Source organism: Sphaerisporangium album (assembly GCF_003323745.1).
Classification (GTDB): domain Bacteria; phylum Actinomycetota; class Actinomycetes; order Streptosporangiales; family Streptosporangiaceae; genus Sphaerisporangium; species Sphaerisporangium album.
Genome location: NZ_QOIL01000004.1, coordinates 356,184 through 373,385, shown reverse-complemented (window position 1 = coordinate 373,385; position 17,202 = coordinate 356,184). Strand labels below are relative to the sequence as shown.

Below are 17,202 nucleotides of genomic sequence, written 5' to 3'. Positions count from 1 at the left end.
GAGGCAGAAGGGAAAGAAGCAACGACTACCATCCTGTCCCATGACGTCCGCCGCCCCTACCGACGCCCCGCGCAGACGGCCGATCCTCGTCCCTGTCCTGGCCGTCCTCGCGGCGGCGACCGTAGGAGTGAGCGCCGCCTTCGGCGGCCTGGAGGACGCGCCCGAGCCCAAGGCCGATCAACTCGGCAAGGGCGCGACGTTGGACCAGGGCAAGATGAAGACGGTCTTCGAGGACGCGGTGGTCCGGCCCGGCAAGAACGGGCTCGGCGTCCCGGACAAGCGCTACCTACAGCTCATCCTGAAGGTCACCAACCAGACGGACCGCACCATTCTCGCCCAGGGCATGAACTCCGCGCTGGTCGCCGTTCGCGCCGACGGCAAGACGATCAAGCCGTCGTCCGACCCCGCCGACTTCGGCCCGCGGATCGTGGTGCTCGCCGGGGGCAAGACCTACGGACAGCTCCACCCGAACGTGCCCGAGACGGTCGTGATGGCCTTCGAGCTCCGCTCTGGGGCCCCGGCTCCCAAGACGGTCAGCATCGATGCCGGCACCTTCGAGTGGTACAAGTGGTTCTCCAACCAGACCCACGACTGGGTGCCCGTCGAGGAGCTGGGCCCGCCGACCCCCGAAGACCTCAAGAGGGGCAAGAAGTCGAGCAGCATGCCGGTCGTCGCCGCCCGGATCACCATGCCGGTCAGGGTGGAGGACGCGTGATGGTGACCCATCCCGGCTTCGTCCCGGACGCCCCCGCCCGGCCGTCCCCCCAAGGCGCCCCCCGTGCCCGGGTTCCCGTATGGCGCAGGGTGCTCGGCGCCATCGCCGGCCTGGCGCTGGCGTGCGGCGCGGTGTACGTCCAGTCGCTCGTCCTCACTCCCGATCAGCTGAACGACCCGATCACCACCTCCGGCGGCATGCACGACGAACTCGTCACCGACAGGTTCTCGACCCGCGTGGAAAGGCTGGAGTTCGCCAGAACCGTGCGCGTCAAGCAGACCTACACCACCGACGAAGCCACCACCGACAACATCTTCCTGATCGTCAAGGTGGGGGCCACCACACCGCGCCGTCCCACGCGGCTCGACGCGCACCTGCTCACCGCGGACGGCCTGCGCTTCGAGCCGACGGATCGCGTGGCCGCCACCGCGTCGATGGCAGACAAGTGGGTGCAGCCGGGCTGGTGGCGGTCGGGTTTCTTCTTCTTCGAGGTGCCGAAGCCCGCGGTCGCCGGCCTGCGCCTCGTCGTCGCCGAGCCGGAGACGCTCTTCGGCGACACGTGGGTCGCCGAGACCTCGGCCGATCTCGGGCTGGACGAGACCGAGGCGGAGCGGATGGTCGGCGCGGCCAAGGACGTCTACGAGGTGACCGGCTGATGACGGAGCAGAACCCGGACGACACCGGCGTGTGGCGGCACCCCGCCGCGGGCGAACCCTCGTGGTTCACCCCCTCCAAGCGCGTGCCCCGGCCCGACGCGCGGGTCTGGCCGCCCCCGCCCCCGCCGAGCGAGCCGCCGGGAAGCTCGACGGTGCCGATCCCCGTCGTCCGACACGCGTCGCGCAACCAGCCCTGGCCGCCTCCCGCCCGGCCGATGGCCGTTCCCCCCGCGATGCCGGAGGCGCCCGCTCCCCGGCCGCCGGAGCCGCCCGTCGAGGCGGCCTTCGCCCCCGAGCCCGCCTCCGAGCCCACCCCCGTGCCCGTGGCGGCACGCAGGCGCAGGCGCAGGCGTCCGATGCCGAAGGCCGCGAAGATCGGGATCCAGTTCTCCGGGGCCGTGATCCTTGCGTGCGCGTTCGTGGGGGTGCGGGGCTACGACGCCCTCGGCCAGTATCGGGAGAAGGTGCCCGCCGCTTCCGAACGGCACGTCCCCAAGGGCCGGTCCGCGCCGCTGGGGAATGCCACCTGGCGGCTTGTCGGCATCGCGCTCGCGCCGTCCCAGTTTCAGACCCCGGAGACGCCCGACCGGGAGATGATGCAGATCGAGGTGGAGGCCACCGGGCTGAACGCCGACGCCAAGTACTACACGAGCTCGCTGCCGGGCTTCTACCTGAGCGACAAGGCGGGCCGCATGTGGCTGGCGCTGGCCTCCAAGACCCCGGAGGAGCTCGGGGCGGGGAAGACCGGCCGCTTCACCTTGATGAGCGCCGTCCCGAAGGCACTGGAGGACCAAGTGGAGCTGGTGATGTGGCCGAGCGAGCACGAGGGGAAGGATCAGTCGGGGCCGTCTCTGCGGTTCGCTCGCTGACCGCGGCGGCGCGGCGCCTGCGCTCGGCGCTCGCGGCGATGTCGAACGTCGCCGCCAGGAGGCAGGTGGTCAGCACCGTCACCACCAGGTCGACGGAGAAGTCCAGGGGGACGAAGATCACATCCCAGTACTGCAGGGGGTGATCGGTGCCCGCCAGGTATTCGAGACCCCGCCGCGCGTACCCCTCGCCGAGGTGCAACGCGGCGAAGCACAGCGCGAACAACCCGAACAGGGGCGCGCCGCCCCGGACTGCGAGGCGGACGGTGTGCGCGATCGGCACCCAGTGCCCCCAGCGGCCGAAGAACCTCGACAGGCCGCGGCGGGTCAGCGAGTGCGTCCGCTCGGTGATCGCCGCGCCGGCCTGCGCGGCCGTGGTCTCCAGCCGCGTGCCCTTGATCACCGTGCCGGCGTCCTCGGCGTAGGCGCCGTACATGAGGATGGCGACGGTCAGCCAGACGGCGGGCAGCACGAGCGCGTCCCACGCGTACGGCTTGACCTCGCCGACCAGCCCCCAGAACGTCTCCCACCCGGGGACGCGCAGGTCCAGTTTGCCGAGCAGGTCCTGCCACCAGCCGTAGGCCATCCGGCCGCTCACCCAGTCGCCGCGCGAGACGACCACCTGAACGCCGTAGTAGAAGAAGGAGAGCTCGCAGAAGGCGACGGCGAAGGCCGCGGTGCGGCTCTGGTTCCGCTCGTACCAGACGGTGAAGAAGTAGCGGCCGACGAAGGCGACGATCATGACGGCCAGCGTGGTGGTGTAGCTGAGCCCGATGAGCCCCTGGGCCGTGTCACGGGCCTGCCCGGTGCCGAAGTCGCTGAACGCGCCCAGATAGCCGTACTGCGTGCTCTGCCGCTGAATGTCGATGTTGACGAAGTCGCGCACGTCCTGCTGGTACCAGCCCCAGCTCAGGTACAGCACGACGAACGGGATGATGACCCGCCCGATGCCGTCGACGAAGCCCTCCGGCTCGTCGCCGTCCGCGCGCCTGGCGCGCATCTCCCACAGTGATCCGCGCAGCGAGTAGAACATGCCCGCGCTGACGATCAGGCCGGCCATGACCATGATGATGAAGACGAGCATGGTCAGCGCCAGCCGCACGTCGGGCATGGAGCCGTGGGACATCTCGGTGCCGCCGACGAGCAGCCCGAACCGTACGAGTTGCCCCGCCGAGTACCACATCACCAGCGGCAGGACGCAGCGCCCGGCCAGGCGCAGCGTCTGCCAGGGCAGCGACCATACGGACGGTGCGTAAGGGACGCCTGAGGTGCCGGGGGTGCTCTGTGTACGGAGGGATTCGGACATCCGGTGCATCCTATCGACGGCCTCCCGGAACCCGCAGCAGCATCGGGCCAAGCGGGGGCCCATTTCAGACTGCGTTGGAACGAAGGTCCGGCGGACACGCGAAAGGCCGGCGTCCCCGACGCGGGGACACCGGCCTTCTCGTTGGGTTCAGCGGGTCAGACGGCGACCTGGAGCTGCGAGACCTCGCCGAGGCGGGCCTCCACCGCGATGTCCTTGGTGACACCGCCGCCCGCGATGATGCGGACGGTCCAGGAGCCGGGAGCGGCGAAGAAGCGGAAGATGCCCTCGTCGGACACCACGACCTCGCCGGTGAACTCACCGGAGTGGTCGAGCAGGCGGGCGTAGGCGGTGCCGGCGCCGGTCACGACGCCCTGGATCACGGCCTGGCTCGCCAGGTCGATCCCCGCGGGCAGCGCGATGGTCTGCTCCGGCGCGGCGCATCCCTGGATGGCGGTCATCAGCGGGCCTCCCCCAGCTCGATCGGCACGCCCACGAGCGAGCCGTATTCGGTCCACGAGCCGTCGTAGTTCTTGACGTTCGCCTGGCCGAGGATCTCGTGCAGGACGAACCAGGTGTGCGCGGAACGCTCGCCGATGCGGCAGTAGGCGATGGTGTCCTTGCCGAAGTCGACGCCGGCCTCGCCGTACAGCGTGCGGAGCTCGTCGTCCGAGCGGAACGTGCCATCGTCGTTGGCCGCCTTGGACCACGGGATGTTGCGCGCGGTGGGGATGTGCCCGCCGCGCTGCGCGGCCTCCTGCGGAAGGTGGGCCGGGGCGAGGAGCTTGCCGGTGAACTCGTCGGGCGAGCGGACGTCGACCAGGTTCAGCTTGCCGATCGCGGCGACGACGTCGTCACGGAAGGCGCGCAGCGAGTGGTCCTGGTCCTTGGCGGCGTACTGCGTCTCGGGACGGGACGGCACCTCGGTGACCAGCTCGCGCGAGTCGAGCTCCCATTTCTTACGGCCGCCGTCGAGCAGGCGCACGTTCTCGTGGCCGTAGAGCTTGAAGTACCAGTACGCGTAGGCGGCGAACCAGTTGTTGTTGCCACCGTAGAGGACCACGGTGTCGTCGTTGCCGATGCCCCGAGCCGAGAGAAGGGCCTGGAAGCCCTCGCGGTCCACGAAGTCGCGGCGGACCGGGTCCTGCAGATCCTTCTTCCAGTCGATCTTCACGGCGCCACGGATGTGGCCCTTGTCATAGGCGCTGGCGTCCTCGTCGACTTCGACGAGCACGACGCCAGGAGTGTCGAGGTTGGCCTCGACCCATTCGGCGTCCACCAGTACGGCGGAGCGGCTCATTAGGGAACCTCCCGTTATCGGGTTGCGGCGGGCATTAGACGGCGGATGATCAAGTACATTTCGCAGCCCAGGCAGTAGCCGAAGGCGGCGTTCAGGAAGGCGGCCAGCAGGGCCGCGGCGGTCGCGCCGAGCGCGAGCGGTGTGATCTGCGCGGCGAAACCGGCCACCCCGGCGAGCGCGAAGATCAGGCCCACACCCTGCGCGAAGCGGGGCGGAGCGGCGTCTTCCATCTCTGCCGGCGGGCCGAGCCTCGGCCGCACCAACCGTCTGAAAAGCAACCCGTACGGCGGGGCGCCGGCCAGTCCCAGGGCGAAGACGACCGCCTGGGCGAGCAGCAGCCAGACGTTGCCCGTGAGTAGGACCAGCGCCAAGATGAGCGTCGTGACGGCCGCGGCGAACCGCGTGCTTCTTGGATCTACCTGCTGCATGGCGAGGAGCTCCTGAAGGTTCGTGCCGGAAACGCGTGATCGGGCACTATTCAGATCGGTGCGGCAAGAAAGGCCGCGAGATCGCCCTCAGGCCATACGACAGAGCGCGGTGGCGACGCGGCAGAAATCAACCGCGCGCCGCTTGGTCAGCAGCTCTGCCGAGGGTGTCATGCCCACGACAGTACCCGCCGTCTCGCCGTCTGTCACGTCCCGTCCGTTTCGTGAGATGTGGTGAAACCGAGCGCGGCGATCACATCCGCCTTGCGGGGCTGCCCGGACGCCTTCTTGACCACCCGCCCGTCGTGGTCGAGGACCAGGACGGTCGGTGTGCGCAGGACGTCGAAGCGACGCACCAGGTCGAGCCGGGACTCGGCGTCGATCTCGACGTGCCGCACTCCGTCCACCATGCCGGACACCTCCGACAGGATGCGCCGGGTCGCCCGGCAGGGCTGGCAGAAGGCGGTGGAGAACTGGACGAGCGTGGCGCGCGGGCCGAGGTCGTGGCCGAGGTCGCCGGCCGCCATGACGGGCGTGTCGTCCATGCCCCTCCTTGTCACGCGTGCCGGGCGCACGCGCCCGCCGCGGGCCTTCATCACCACCCCGGCGAGGAGGCCCACGGCGAGCGTGGCGCACAGCACCACCAGTCCTGTCATCGCCTGCGACAACACGCGCCCCCTCCGTGCCATTCCCGCCGCGCCCGCGGAGCCGCGCCCGCCTAGCGGTTGGGGACCGACACCAGCAGACGGCCCGCCGGGGTGCGGAAGTCGAACCTGATGATGCGGTCGATGCTGAGGTCGGTGTGCCCCACGAAGCTGGCGCTGGCGGTCCGGCCACGGGGGTAGTCGGCGGGGTCGATCGTCCAACTCCCGGCCCCGGACTCGGTGCCGTCGGCGGCCACCGCGAACACCCGGCACGAGGTGCCCTGGCTCACCCCGGAGATGCTGATGTTCAGGCTGGTGCCCCCGCCGCTCTGGACCGGCGTGATGCGCGCCTCGACCCCCGCCTTCCTGCCGGTGAGCGGCACGGCGGGGGCCACGAGGGTGTCGGCCCTCTGTTCGGAGGCGACGGGGGGAGCTTCCGAGGGACCACCGGAGGGGGCGAGCGCCCCACCGCTTCCGGACGACCCCGGGGCGTTCTTCAGGGCCTGCGGCCCGGCCTGATCGACCTCCGTGCTGACCGACGGGGCGTTCGCCGCGGTGGTGCGCTGCGGCTCCCCGCTGTCCTGCACGGCCATCAACGCCGCGCCGCCGACCACGACCGCGCCCACTGTGGCCGCGAGGCCCATCAGGAGCCGGTTGACGCGGCGACGCCGGGCCGAGGCGGCGATCAGGCGGTCAAGCACGGCCGTGGGCGGGCTGGCGACCTGCTCGATGTCCTCCTCCGAGACGCGCGAGAGCAGCGCGGTGAGCCCGCGGAGCTCCTCGAACTCGGCCCGGCATTCCGGACATGTCTCCATATGGGTCTCGACCCGGGCGGCCTCGTCCGCCTCGAGAGCTCCCAGCATGTGCGCCCCGAGCGACATCCGTACATCCTCACAACAGCTGCTCATGGCGCGAGTCCCCGCTCCTCCAGCGCCAGCTTCAGCGCGCGAAGCGCGTAGTACGTGCGCGACTTGACCGTGCCGGGCGGAATGCCCAGCACCTCGGCGGTCTCCTTGACCGACCGGCCCCGGTAGTAGGTCTCCAGCAGCACCGCGCGATGCTCCGGCCTGAGGGCCGCGATGGCGTCGGCGACGCCCCAGGACTCCACCGCGCGCTCCAGTTCGTCCTCGGCGGGCAGCACGGCGAGGGCCTCGTCCGTGGTCTCCTGTGGCCTGGACTTGCGGGCGCGGTGATGGTCGACGACGAGATTGCGGGCCACCGTGAACAGCCACGCCCGTATCGGCCGGTCGGCGAGCACGTCAGGATGTTTCCACGCCCGCAGAAGCGTCTCCTGTACCACGTCCTCCGCCTTGCCCGGATCGCCCGTCAATCGCAACACGTACCCATAGAGTGACCCCGCGTGCTCGTCGAAAAGGCTGCGGATCAACTGCTCGTCGGCGGTTCCGGCGGGACTCACATCCTCAAGACGTACGGCCGCGCGCTCCGGTTCAGGCACGCAGGGGTACGTCCCTCCCGAGCCCTTGGACGACGAGACCCTCCGACGTGGTGCGCACGCTCTGGATCCGCAGGTTGAGCGGCAGATCCTTGATGGGGACGGTGAAGCCCAGCGTCTTGGCGGCGTCGGGCACCCGGACGCCGTTGACGTCGGACGGGGTGAGCCGCACGCCGCCGGGGACGATCTGTATCTTCATCCGCGCCGAGACCGGGACCGAGAGGCCCGCGACGGTGAGGTTTCCGGTGACGGTCAGCGAGTTGTCGCCGTTGCCGTGCAGTTTCAGCCCCCGCGGCGCCCGCGCGTCCAGGGTCTCGCGGGAGATCACGATGGTGCCCGTCACCTTGTCGGCGCGGACGTCCGCGGTCGCGGAGTTCTGGATCAGGTCCATGAGCGGGGCGTTCACCCCGTGCAGGACGGCGTCGATGCGGGAGAGCTTGGCGCCGTCGGACGTTGTCATCTCGCCGATGTGGACGCGGATCTCCTCGTACCGCCCGGAGACGGCCTGCGTGAGGAACGGGATGCCCTCCACCTTGACGGTGGGCGGCGAGGACAGGTCGTACCGCGCGGCGATCTGGCGGGCGACCTCTTTCTCGACCCCCGCCACGGCGACGCGGTCCAGGACGGCAAGGAGGATTCCGAGCAGGACGAGGAACACGATGAGCTTGCGCATCCGACTCCTCCTGGGGTCCACCTGCCGTCCAGACTAACCGCGCGCCGACCTACTCCCCCGCGCTATCACTGCAAAACGCCGGTTTGCCGGTATTCGCCTGGACCGCCCGCCACCGCCCCGGACGTCAGCCCCCGGCGAAGGGCGGCAGGACCTCGACCGTCGCCCCCTCGGGAAGCTCGACCGTGCTCGGGTCGCGGGTGCCCGCCGGATGCCCGTCCACGAGGAACGACGACCGCCCGAGAATTCTCGGCAAGTCGGATTTTCCATGGTTTTGCGTGATTTTCGCCACGAGGTCACCAAGGGTATTCGCCTCGAACGTTTCCTCGTCGACCCCCGCGGCCTCCCTGGCCGCGGCCCAGTAGCGCACAGTACCCCTTGCCACCAGGCACCTCCCGTGTTACCCATGAGTACCGCACAGGCTGATGTCACTCACCGCGAGGGAACGGTTACGGTTATTTCCCACGTGATGGAGTGTTCACCCCGCGGACTCCGCTATGGACGCCGGTTTCCTGTGGGCTATCCTCACGTACTGACGGGACCTGGGCGACGTAGCCCCCGGGTCCTTTACGTGTTTGTACGGCTACCGCCGTTACAACGCGGGGAGGAGGCCGATGCGGTGAGTGAGCGAAGCTGTGCCGCCACTGTGTCGCCGTGCCGCCCTCACCCCCTGATCAGCCTCTGGACTAGGAGGTGCTGTGAGTAACCTGCTCTTGCTCACCAATGCTCTGGAACCCTCGGCGGAGGTCTTGCCCGCCCTCGGACTACTACTCCACTCCGTACGTGTCGCGCCCGCGGAGGCATCCGCGCTCATCGACGCCCCACCGGCGGACGCCGTGCTGGTCGACGCGCGAAGGGAGCTCGTCCACGCGAAGAGCCTGTGCCGCCTCCTGCGCACGACCGGCGTCGACTGCCCGCTGATGGTGATCGTCACCGAGGGCGGGCTGGCCGCGATGACCGCCGAGTGGGGGGCCGACGACGTCCTGCTCGACACGGCGGGTCCCGCGGAGGTCGAGGCCCGGCTCCGGCTGGCCGTCGGCAGGCTCTCGATCGCCGCCACGGAGGAGGTGCCGGACGAGATCCGCAGCGGTGACCTGTCGATCGACGAGGCCACCTACACCGCCCGGCTGCGCACCCGCGCCCTGGACCTCACGTTCAAGGAGTTCGAGCTCCTCAAGTACCTCGCGCAGCACCCCGGCCGGGTCTTCACCCGCGCCCAACTGCTGCAGGAGGTCTGGGGCTACGACTACTTCGGCGGCACGCGGACGGTGGACGTCCACGTGCGGCGGCTTCGCGCCAAGCTCGGCGCCGAGTACGAGTCGCTGATCGGCACCGTCCGCAACGTCGGGTACCGCTTCGTGCCCGACCGCGGCGGCGAGCAGATCGACGACCGCGAGCCGGCGCCCGCGCACCACTGACCGGCCCTGACGGGCCAGGGGCCCGCCCCACACCGCTCGGGCGTGGAGCGAGCCCCCGTACGTCAGGCGCGCGCGCCTAGCCGGCGAGCGTGATCCGGTTGACGGCCGGCGGGGCCACCGGCGAGTGGCCGCCGAAGTAGGCGACCAGCGCGTCGATGTCCAGCGGACCGCTCCACAGGTCGGTGCCCTCCTTGAAGACGCTGAAGCCGTCGCCGCCTCCGACGAGGAAGTTGTTGGCGGCGACGCGGATGGTCTGCGCGTCCGTCACCGGCGTCCCGTTGATCTTGATGTTCGAGATCCGCGAGCCGATCGGCTGCGACAGGTTCATCGTGTAGGTCAGCGAGGCGGACGGCTGCAGGATGCGGGTGGTCGCACCGCCGTTCTGCCACTGCTGCTCCAGCAGCGCGTCCAGCTTGGCGCCCGTCAGCGTGACGACCTGCATGAGGTTGTTGAACGGCTGCACGGTGAACGCCTCGCCGTAGGTCACGACGCCCGCGCCCTCGGACCCGCTCGGCGCGTAGGTGAAGTCGGCGCGCACGCCGCCCGGGTTCATCAGCGCGATCTCGGCGTTGCCGCCGGTCTTCGTCGCCTCGAGCTGCGCGTCGGCGATCACGTCGCCGAGGATGGTCTCGCCCGTCGGGCCGCTGCTGCGGGTGAGGTCGGCGGTGATGCTGCCGACCGGCTTGTTGGCGACGGTCGCGACCCGGTCCTTCCACGTCTGCACGTACTGCGTGGTGAACGCGTCCGGGGTGACGTCACGGGTGACGACGTGGTTGTCCGGCGTGACCGAGGAGCGGACGACCTCGCCGGTCTTCTTGTCCACCTGGAAGTCGATCGTGGTCAGCACGCGACCGAAGGACGACCCCTGGGTGTAGTAGCGGTCCTGGCCCGCAGGGTCCTTGGTCTTGCAGATGTAGGCCTGGTGCGAGTGACCCATGACGACCACGTCGAAGTCCGGGCTGAGGCCCTGGGCGATCCGGGTGCCGGCGCCGGGGGTGACCGGGCAGGCGTCCGGGCTCTGGTTCGGGGTGATGCTGTCGCCCTCGTGGACGAGCGCCACGATCGCCTTCACGCCCGCCGCGCGCAGCAGCCGGGCCGCGCGGTTGCCCGCCGCGACCTCTTCGGTGAACTTCAGGCCCGCGATGCCGGAGGCGGTGACGATGGTCGGCGTGGTCTGGGTGACCAGGCCGACGAAGCCCACCTTGACGCCGTTGACCTTCTTGATCGCGACCGGGGGCAGGGCGTACCTGTCGCTCTTCTCCTTCAGGATGTTGGCGCCGACGTAGTCGTAGTCGGAGCCCTTCCACTTGCCCGCCGGGGAGCAGCCGTCGGTCGGGTGGCAGCCGCCGTCCTGGATGCGCTTCAGCTCGGTGATGCCCTCGTCGAACTCGTGGTTGCCGACGGAGGAGACGTCCAGGCCGAGCTTGCCGAGCAGGTCGACGGTGGGCTCGTCGTGGTACGCCGCGGAGATCAGCGGCGTGGCGCCGATGAGGTCACCCGCGGCCACCATGACGGTGTCCTTGTTGGCCAGGGACTTGATGTGGGTGGCCATGTAGGCCGCGCCGCCCGCGGGGACGGACACCCCGCTCTCGTTGACGATCGCGCCGCCGGAGCCGGTCGGGGGCTCCAGGTTGCCGTGGAAGTCGTTGATGGCGAGCAGCCGGACGGGGACGGTCTTGGCCGGCTTCGGCGGTTTAGGATGGGCCAACGCGGGGGCGGCCGCGAATGCGAGACCGGTGGCCGCGACGAGCGAGGCCAGGCCGATCCGCGTGAGGGTAGGTGCACTCATAGCCAACGAGGTTAGAGACACCACCTCAGCACAAAACGACGCGGAGGTAACGATTTACCCCACTAAACAATGGCGTCTTTTGCCAGATTAGAGTTTGACCATGACCATCGCGGTGAAGATCCGGGAGCGCTTGGACGACCAGGAAGTGACCGGCGTGATCGCCCTGGTCGACGCCGCCGCCGAGGCCGACTCCGTGAGCCCGCTCAACGAGCACGTCATGCTCCGGCTCCGCTACGGGGCCGACGCCGGGACGCGTGCCCTGCTCGCCTACGACGGCGACGCACTGGCGGGCTTCGCCCACCTCGACCCGCCCGACTCCGAAGGCGCGACCGGCGAGCTCGTCGTCCACCCCGCCCACCGGCGGCGGGGGGTCGGACGCCGGCTGCTGGAGTCCGCGCTCGCCGAGAGCGGCGGCCGGCTGCGCCTGTGGACGCACGGCGACCACCCCGGCGCCGGGCGGCTCGCCACCGCCCTCGGCTTCACCCGCGCCCGCTCCCTCTGGCGGATGCGCCGCCCGCTCGCCGACCCCCTTCCCCCCGCCGTCCTGCCCGACGGGGTCCGGCTGCGCGCGTTCGAGCCCGGTGCCGACGAGGACGCCTGGCTCGCCGTGAACGCCCGCGCGTTCGCCCACCACCCCGAGCAGGGCGCCTGGACCGCCGACGACCTGCTGCGCCGCGAGCGCGAGCCCTGGTTCGACCCGTCCGGCTTCTTCCTCGCCGTGCGCGGCGACCGGATCGTCGGCTTCCACTGGACCAAGGTGCACGACGACGAGGCCGAGCCGATCGGCGAGGTGTACGTCGTCGGGGTCGATCCGTCCGAGCAGGGCGGCGGCCTCGGCCGGGCGCTCACGATCGCCGGCCTGGAACACCTGCGCTCCCGGGGGCTCGCTCAGGTCATCCTGTACGTCGACGAGGACAACCCCTCGGCCGTCCGCCTGTACGAACGCCTGGGCTTCACACGCTTCGCCGTCGACGTCATGTACCGCCACCCGTAGGGCCGGTGTCTACTCGACGATCCAGTGCAGGAGGTAATAGGACAACGCGGCCACCAGCGCGGCCGCCGGGATCGTCAGCACCCACGCCGTGACGATGCTGCCCGCCACACCCCACCGGACCGCCGAGAGCCGCTTGGTCGCCCCGACCCCCATGATCGCGCTGGTGATGGTGTGGGTGGTCGAGATGGGCGCCTTCGCGGCGATGGCCATCGTGTACAGCACGATGGACGCCGCCGTCTCGGCCGCGAACCCCTGCGCCGGGGACAGGTGGATGATGCGGCGGCCCAGCGTCCGCATGATGCGCCAGCCGCCGGCGTACGTGCCGAGCGAGATCGCCGCGGCCGCGGCCAGGATGACCCACTGCGGGATCGGGTCCTTCGCCGCCACATACCCGCCGGTGTAGAGCGCCAGGAAGATGACGCCCATCGTCTTCTGCGCGTCCTGCAGGCCGTGGCCCAGCGCCATGGCGGCGGCCGAGACCGTCTGCGCGTACCGGAACCCCCGGCCCGCGCGGTGCGGGTTGGCCCGGCGGAAGATCCACAGAATGGCGATCATGATGATCGCGCCGAGAAGGAAACCGACGACCGGTGAGAGGATCATCGGGATGACGACCTTCTGCACCACGCCGGCCCAGTGGATGCCGCTGGACGCGGCCAGCGCGGACCCGACGAGCCCTCCGATCAGCCCGTGGCTGCTCGACGACGGAAGTCCGAAGTACCAGGTGATGAGGTTCCACACGATCGCGCCGATCAGGCCGGCCCCCACGATCACCAGCCCGTGCGCGCCGGACGGCGGCTCGATGATGCCCGTGCCGACCGTCCTCGCGACCTCCGTGCTGATGTGCGCGCCGACGAAGTTCATCGCCGCGGCCATGAACAGCGCGGAGCGGGGAGTGAGGGCGCGGGTCGAGACCGAGGTCGCGATCGCGTTCGCGGCGTCGTGGAAGCCGTTGGTGTAGTCGAACACCAGGGCGATCACGATCACGCCGACGACAAGTGCAAGCTCCACTTAGCTTTCCTTGACCGCGATCGACTCGATCGTGTTCGCCACGTGCTCGAACGCGTCCGCGGCCATCTCCAACTGGTCGATGACCTCTTTCATCTTCATGACCGTGAGCGCGTCGTACTCGCCGCTGAACAACTTGGCGAGCAGACGCCGGTAGACCTGGTCCGCCTGGTTCTCCAGACGGTTGATCTCGATCCAGTACTCGTTCAGGTTGTTCATCGACCGCAGCCGCGGCATGGCCTCGGCGGTCAGCTCGGCGGCACGTTCCAGCACCTCGACCTGCCGCACGACCTCCTTGGGGAGGTGGTCGATCTGGTAGAGGCCGATCAGATCGGCTGCGGCCTCCATGTAGTCCATCACGTCGTCGAGATTCGAGGCGAGACGGTAGATGTCCTCGCGGTCGAAGGGCGTGATGAAGCTCTCGTTGAGACGGTTCATGATCGCGTGAGTACGCTCGTCGCCCGCGTGCTCGCACGCGCGCATCTTTTCGGCCAGGGCCTCCCGGTCCGAACCCTCACTGATGATCTCCACCAGTAGCCGGGATGCGGTGACGAGATTGTTCGCCGAATCGGCGAACAAGTCGTAGTAGCTGTCCTCACGCGGGGTGAGACGCAGGCGCACGTCGTTCTCCAGATGTGCGGGGACTGTCCGCAGAGAAGAGTAAGGGGTACCGGCTGAAATGCGAAGTTCGCTGGTGCAACACCATCTCGTAACCTTCCCTACTCCCCGCCGACACCTTCCGTTCGCCCAACCACACAGACGGCGCCAGGGCTCCCCGAAGGACCTCCCCCGGCACGGGCTTCCCACGCACACCAGGCATTTCGACACCACCCCCGCCCGCCCCAAGACGTGACCGAAACTACCGACCCCGCTCAAACGGCACCGCCCCGGGGTCCCCCCACTTCCGACCCACCACCCCTACGTCCACCCCTAACGGTCCGGCACCCACCGTCCGGCACCCGCCACCGCAGCCACCCCGCCGCGCCGAGAAGCCGTCGTCGGACGATCACCCTCGGCGACACCGGCCGCACCACGCCTACTCCGGGGCGCGATGAAGGAGGACTCGATCACACGGGGGTGCGATGGAAATTCATGAACGAGCGGCTCGGGGTCGGGCCGCGCTGCCCCTGATACCGCGAGCCGTACCGCTCACTGCCATAGGGATGCTCGGCCGGGGCGCTCAGGCGGAACATGCACAACTGCCCGATCTTCATCCCGGGCCACAACTTGATCGGCAACGTGGCGACGTTCGAGAGCTCCAGCGTGACGTGCCCCTCGAACCCCGGATCGATGAACCCCGCCGTCGAATGCGTCAGCAACCCCAGTCGCCCGAGGCTCGACTTGCCCTCCAGCCTGCCGGCGATGTCGTCCGGCAGGCCGATGACCTCGAAGGTGGACGCCAGCACGAACTCCCCCGGATGAAGGATGAACGGCTCCTCCCCGTCCGGCACCACGAGCCGCGTCAGCTCCGCCTGCTCGATCGACGGATCGATGTGCGGGTAACGGTGGTTCTCGAAGACCCGGAAGAACCGGTCCAGCCGGACGTCGACGCTCGACGGCTGGATCATCTCCGCGTCGAACGGGTCGACTTTGACCCTGCCCGACTGTATTTCGGCACGGATGTCACCATCGGATAGCAGCACCTCAGCAACCTACCAACCCCCCACCCCACCCCACGGCCCAACCGACCTCCCTCTCAGGGAGGTGCCACGCGCCAAGTTCCGCTAGAGTTATCTCCGTCGTCAGTCACTGACCGACGCGGGTGTAGTTCAATGGCAGAACATCAGCTTCCCAAGCTGACAGCGCGGGTTCGATTCCCGTCACCCGCTCTACACGCGAAGGCCCAGGTCAGGAAGCAGATTCCGACCCGGGCCTTATTCATTTCCGCCACCTTGTCGATCTTCCGTGCCCGTTACGTGCCCTATGCCCAATGATCTTCGCTCCTGCTCATGATCCGCTCGGCCGGCCTGCCCATGCCGTCAGCGATCAGCTTGTCCCGCTCGTCCTCGGTGTGGAGATAGATCAACGCGGCCCGCGTGGTCGAGTGCCCCATGCGGTTCATGAGCTCGCGGAGGGTCGCGCCCGACTGCGCGGCGAACTTGTTGCCCGTGTGCCGGAGATCGTGAAAGTGGAACCCCGTGAGCCCACTTGATCAGGCGATCTTCTACTGCCGTGTTGAAGATCGTCTTGAGCAGCCGGTACGCCTTCGCCACCGTCACCGCGCCCACCCCTTTGTCGCCGAGCACGAGATCCACCTGGGACGGCTCGTCCAGCCGTAGGGCGATCTTGTCGGGGAACAGGTTGCGGACGTTCAGCACTTCCTTGCGCAGGTCCTGCAACGCCGCCAGCACCCTGACACCGACCGCACGGCCCTGGGTGGTCAAGGTGGCCAGCGCGGCGGTGATGCGCTCTTTGAGCTTGCGGTCGGTCTGGTAGGCGGTCAGGAACGCCACCTCATCCACCACCACCAGCACGAAGGGTCATGGACGGTGGGGACGTGGTTGCGCTGGACGCCGGCGAAGCGGCCCGCGCGTTCCTGCATGACCTTCACGGCCATCTCCAGCAGCTCCGCGCACGCCTCCGGGTGGCGGCGTAGTGGTCGAACAGCGCGCGGCCGTAGGACAGCTCCATCAGCTTGGGGTCCAGCGCCCAGATCTCCACCAGCCCGGCCCGCTCAGCAGGACCCAAGGGCCTGCTCAGAACCGCGTCGTCTCATCGACACGGGCATAGCGCCGTATCTCCTGCTCGGTGACACCGAGCACGCCACGCAAATCCGCGCCACGCAAGTCCGCTCTACTCAGGTTCGCGCCACTCAGATCTGCCCCGCGCAGGTCCACGCTGACCAATGCCGCTTTGCTCAGGTCCACGCTGACCAGGTCCGCGCCGACCATGTAGGCGCCGATCCAATATGAGTTGCTCAGGTTTGCCCCACGCATCGCAGCGGATTCCGTTCGTGCATAGAATAGGCTTGCGCCGCGCAGGTCCGCGCCACGCAAATCCGCGCCAGTCAGGTCTGAACGGTTCAATTGGGCTTGTTTTAGCTTCGCGCCGTCTAAGTAAACACGGCGCAGATCCGCATCCTCTAGGTCAACCGCGTCGAGGTGTGCGCCGGACAAATCCGCGAAAGGAACGATAATGTTCTGTAGCGCGAGTCGATCGAGATCGAGTTCGACGTCGCGTCGGCCGATGACAGTGAGTGCGGCCTGAATATCGGTGGAGGGTCGTGGAATACCTCCCGGGGGCAGCTCAGTCACTCCGACGCCAGTAGGCCTCTCTTTGGGATCATGTTCACGTACGAACGCGGCGAGGACGTTATAGATAGTCTGGTGATCTCGCAAAGAATCCTTTCCTAGGCGTTCTAGCGCGTAGATGCCGCCAAGACGGACGTCCAGGGCAGGTTGGCCTAGTTGTTCGACGGCCTTGGTGTAGCGGTCAGTGATCTGGGTCTGCTGGGCGGTATCCAAAGTTTGAGCGGTGTACCACAGGCCAGCCGCAGTGAAGGCTACGCCGCCGATCACCACCACCCCGGTCGCGGCCTGGATCAGGGTATTTCGAGCGGCGTTGACCGCCTCGACCTGCTCGGTAACGGTCATCTTCTCGCGCTGGGCCGCAGTGAGCGGGCGAGGCAGCCCTACCAGGCGACGGGCGCCGGGGCCGAGCAAGGCGGCGATACCCAGACTCGAGGCTCCGGCCAGAGCAGTGCCAGCCAGCGTCCAGCGCGCCCAGTCCGGCGCTGGTACGATCACCGCCGCCGCCCCCGTGAGTGCGATGATGGCTAGGGCCGGTAATAGCCATAGGAGTCGCCGTAATCGTCGCTGGAGAGAACTCGGCGGGGCCGAGCTCAGATCGGACGGCAATGGGGCCTCAGCAGATGTGGGGATGGACACGGCCTGGACAGCGCGGCGGGCTTTGGCCGCTGCTGCTGATGCAATAACCGCGCGGGCCGATGCCCGCGGATGCCTGC

19 protein-coding genes, 1 tRNA gene and 1 pseudogene are annotated in these 17,202 nt (G+C 68.9%); 6 read left to right on the top strand and 15 right to left on the bottom strand.

Going from position 1 to position 17,202, the window contains the following annotated elements; translation table 11 throughout:
* Positions 1–40: 40 nt before the first annotated feature.
* Genes DQ384_RS09390 through DQ384_RS40345 form a run of 3 tightly spaced genes read left to right on the top strand, consistent with a single transcriptional unit; the run spans position 41 to position 2,240 of the window.
* Positions 41–715 (top strand): hypothetical protein, encoded by a 675-nt coding sequence (locus tag DQ384_RS09390; protein WP_114028313.1) that lies wholly within the window; start codon positions 41–43, stop codon positions 713–715.
* Positions 715–1,371 (top strand): DUF4843 domain-containing protein, encoded by a 657-nt coding sequence (locus tag DQ384_RS09385; RefSeq protein ID WP_114028312.1) that lies wholly within the window; start codon positions 715–717, stop codon positions 1,369–1,371. Before DQ384_RS09390 ends, DQ384_RS09385 begins: the two co-directional genes overlap by 1 nt.
* The gene (locus DQ384_RS40345) at positions 1,371–2,240 is read left to right on the top strand and encodes a hypothetical protein (protein WP_147268714.1); all 870 of its coding nucleotides are present in this window, start codon (positions 1,371–1,373) and stop codon (positions 2,238–2,240) included. The genes DQ384_RS09385 and DQ384_RS40345 overlap by 1 nt, the downstream gene beginning before the upstream one ends.
* Here DQ384_RS40345 and DQ384_RS09380 read toward each other — a convergent pair.
* The 9 genes from DQ384_RS09380 to DQ384_RS09340 all read right to left on the bottom strand — a co-directional run bounded on the left by DQ384_RS09380 (position 2,125) and on the right by DQ384_RS09340 (position 8,402).
* Positions 2,125–3,543, bottom strand: a complete 1,419-nt coding sequence (locus DQ384_RS09380; RefSeq protein ID WP_114028311.1) for a hypothetical protein — start codon at positions 3,541–3,543, stop codon at positions 2,125–2,127. The genes DQ384_RS40345 and DQ384_RS09380 overlap by 116 nt on opposite strands.
* A 155-nt stretch (positions 3,544–3,698) precedes the next feature.
* Positions 3,699–4,001, bottom strand: coding sequence for a DUF1416 domain-containing protein (locus DQ384_RS09375; protein ID WP_114028310.1), 303 nt, complete (start codon positions 3,999–4,001; stop codon positions 3,699–3,701).
* Positions 4,001–4,840 (bottom strand): sulfurtransferase, encoded by an 840-nt coding sequence (locus DQ384_RS09370; protein WP_114028309.1) that lies wholly within the window; start codon positions 4,838–4,840, stop codon positions 4,001–4,003. Before DQ384_RS09370 ends, DQ384_RS09375 begins: the two co-directional genes overlap by 1 nt.
* 14 nt (positions 4,841–4,854) lie before the next feature.
* Positions 4,855–5,268, bottom strand: a complete 414-nt coding sequence (locus tag DQ384_RS09365; protein ID WP_114028308.1) for a DUF4395 domain-containing protein — start codon at positions 5,266–5,268, stop codon at positions 4,855–4,857.
* A gap of 203 nt (positions 5,269–5,471) precedes the next feature.
* The gene (locus tag DQ384_RS09360; protein ID WP_245966333.1) at positions 5,472–5,936 is read right to left on the bottom strand and encodes a TlpA family protein disulfide reductase; all 465 of its coding nucleotides are present in this window, start codon (positions 5,934–5,936) and stop codon (positions 5,472–5,474) included.
* 47 nt (positions 5,937–5,983) lie between these two features.
* On the bottom strand, positions 5,984–6,817 hold the full coding sequence (locus DQ384_RS09355; RefSeq protein ID WP_114028306.1) for an anti-sigma factor family protein: 834 nt from the start codon (positions 6,815–6,817) through the stop codon (positions 5,984–5,986).
* Positions 6,814–7,326, bottom strand: coding sequence for a sigma-70 family RNA polymerase sigma factor (locus DQ384_RS09350; protein WP_114028305.1), 513 nt, complete (start codon positions 7,324–7,326; stop codon positions 6,814–6,816). The genes DQ384_RS09355 and DQ384_RS09350 overlap by 4 nt, the downstream gene beginning before the upstream one ends.
* A 31-nt stretch (positions 7,327–7,357) precedes the next feature.
* Positions 7,358–8,035 (bottom strand): LmeA family phospholipid-binding protein, encoded by a 678-nt coding sequence (locus DQ384_RS09345; RefSeq protein WP_114028304.1) that lies wholly within the window; start codon positions 8,033–8,035, stop codon positions 7,358–7,360.
* Between the two features lie 124 nt (positions 8,036–8,159).
* The gene (locus DQ384_RS09340) at positions 8,160–8,402 is read right to left on the bottom strand and encodes a MoaD/ThiS family protein (RefSeq protein WP_342769388.1); all 243 of its coding nucleotides are present in this window, start codon (positions 8,400–8,402) and stop codon (positions 8,160–8,162) included.
* A 328-nt stretch (positions 8,403–8,730) separates the two neighbouring features.
* On the opposite strand from DQ384_RS09340, the gene DQ384_RS09335 reads away from it, so the two are divergent.
* Positions 8,731–9,450 (top strand): response regulator transcription factor, encoded by a 720-nt coding sequence (locus DQ384_RS09335; protein ID WP_114028302.1) that lies wholly within the window; start codon positions 8,731–8,733, stop codon positions 9,448–9,450.
* Between the two features lie 76 nt (positions 9,451–9,526).
* On the opposite strand, the gene DQ384_RS09330 is transcribed toward DQ384_RS09335, so the two are convergent.
* Complete coding sequence (locus tag DQ384_RS09330) at positions 9,527–11,239, bottom strand: bifunctional metallophosphatase/5'-nucleotidase (RefSeq protein WP_114028301.1); 1,713 nt, start codon at positions 11,237–11,239, stop codon at positions 9,527–9,529.
* Between the two features lie 100 nt (positions 11,240–11,339).
* Between DQ384_RS09330 and mshD the strand changes: the two genes are divergently transcribed.
* Positions 11,340–12,233, top strand: a complete 894-nt coding sequence (gene mshD / locus DQ384_RS09325) for a mycothiol synthase (RefSeq protein WP_114028300.1) — start codon at positions 11,340–11,342, stop codon at positions 12,231–12,233.
* A gap of 9 nt (positions 12,234–12,242) precedes the next feature.
* On the opposite strand, the gene DQ384_RS09320 is transcribed toward mshD, so the two are convergent.
* From DQ384_RS09320 to dcd, 3 genes are all read right to left on the bottom strand, one after another.
* Positions 12,243–13,241, bottom strand: coding sequence for an inorganic phosphate transporter (locus tag DQ384_RS09320; RefSeq protein WP_114028299.1), 999 nt, complete (start codon positions 13,239–13,241; stop codon positions 12,243–12,245).
* Positions 13,242–13,859, bottom strand: a complete 618-nt coding sequence (locus tag DQ384_RS09315) for a DUF47 domain-containing protein (RefSeq protein ID WP_114028298.1) — start codon at positions 13,857–13,859, stop codon at positions 13,242–13,244.
* Positions 13,860–14,305: 446 nt separating this feature from the next.
* On the bottom strand, positions 14,306–14,881 hold the full coding sequence (dcd, locus tag DQ384_RS09310) for a dCTP deaminase (RefSeq protein ID WP_114028297.1): 576 nt from the start codon (positions 14,879–14,881) through the stop codon (positions 14,306–14,308).
* Positions 14,882–14,996: 115 nt separating this feature from the next.
* Between dcd and DQ384_RS09305 the strand changes: the two genes are divergently transcribed.
* Positions 14,997–15,067, top strand: a tRNA-Gly gene (locus tag DQ384_RS09305).
* A 405-nt stretch (positions 15,068–15,472) separates the two neighbouring features.
* Here the strand turns inward: DQ384_RS09305 and DQ384_RS09295 are convergent.
* Positions 15,473–15,932: pseudogene (locus DQ384_RS09295) on the bottom strand (cell division protein FtsK); the annotation flags it as partial.
* 2 nt (positions 15,933–15,934) lie between these two features.
* Positions 15,935–16,984: a pentapeptide repeat-containing protein gene (locus DQ384_RS09290; protein ID WP_181871112.1), complete on the bottom strand. Its 1,050-nt coding sequence runs from the start codon at positions 16,982–16,984 to the stop codon at positions 15,935–15,937.
* Between the last annotated feature and the right edge of the window lie 218 nt (positions 16,985–17,202).

Excerpts from the sequence above, each read along its gene's own strand:
- DQ384_RS09380 (WP_114028311.1), bottom strand. The coding sequence starts at position 3,543 with ATGTCCGAATCCCTCCGTACACAGAGCACCCCCGGCACCTCAGGCGTC.
- DQ384_RS09385 (WP_114028312.1), top strand. The coding sequence starts at position 715 with ATGGTGACCCATCCCGGCTTCGTCCCGGACGCCCCCGCCCGGCCGTCC.
- DQ384_RS40345 (WP_147268714.1), top strand. The coding sequence starts at position 1,371 with ATGACGGAGCAGAACCCGGACGACACCGGCGTGTGGCGGCACCCCGCC.
- DQ384_RS09365 (WP_114028308.1), bottom strand. The coding sequence starts at position 5,268 with ATGCAGCAGGTAGATCCAAGAAGCACGCGGTTCGCCGCGGCCGTCACG.
- DQ384_RS09355 (WP_114028306.1), bottom strand. The coding sequence starts at position 6,817 with ATGAGCAGCTGTTGTGAGGATGTACGGATGTCGCTCGGGGCGCACATG.
- DQ384_RS09390 (WP_114028313.1), top strand. The coding sequence starts at position 41 with ATGACGTCCGCCGCCCCTACCGACGCCCCGCGCAGACGGCCGATCCTC.
- mshD (WP_114028300.1), top strand. The coding sequence starts at position 11,340 with ATGACCATCGCGGTGAAGATCCGGGAGCGCTTGGACGACCAGGAAGTG.
- DQ384_RS09345 (WP_114028304.1), bottom strand. The coding sequence starts at position 8,035 with ATGCGCAAGCTCATCGTGTTCCTCGTCCTGCTCGGAATCCTCCTTGCC.
- DQ384_RS09330 (WP_114028301.1), bottom strand. The coding sequence starts at position 11,239 with ATGAGTGCACCTACCCTCACGCGGATCGGCCTGGCCTCGCTCGTCGCG.
- DQ384_RS09375 (WP_114028310.1), bottom strand. The coding sequence starts at position 4,001 with ATGACCGCCATCCAGGGATGCGCCGCGCCGGAGCAGACCATCGCGCTG.
- DQ384_RS09370 (WP_114028309.1), bottom strand. The coding sequence starts at position 4,840 with ATGAGCCGCTCCGCCGTACTGGTGGACGCCGAATGGGTCGAGGCCAAC.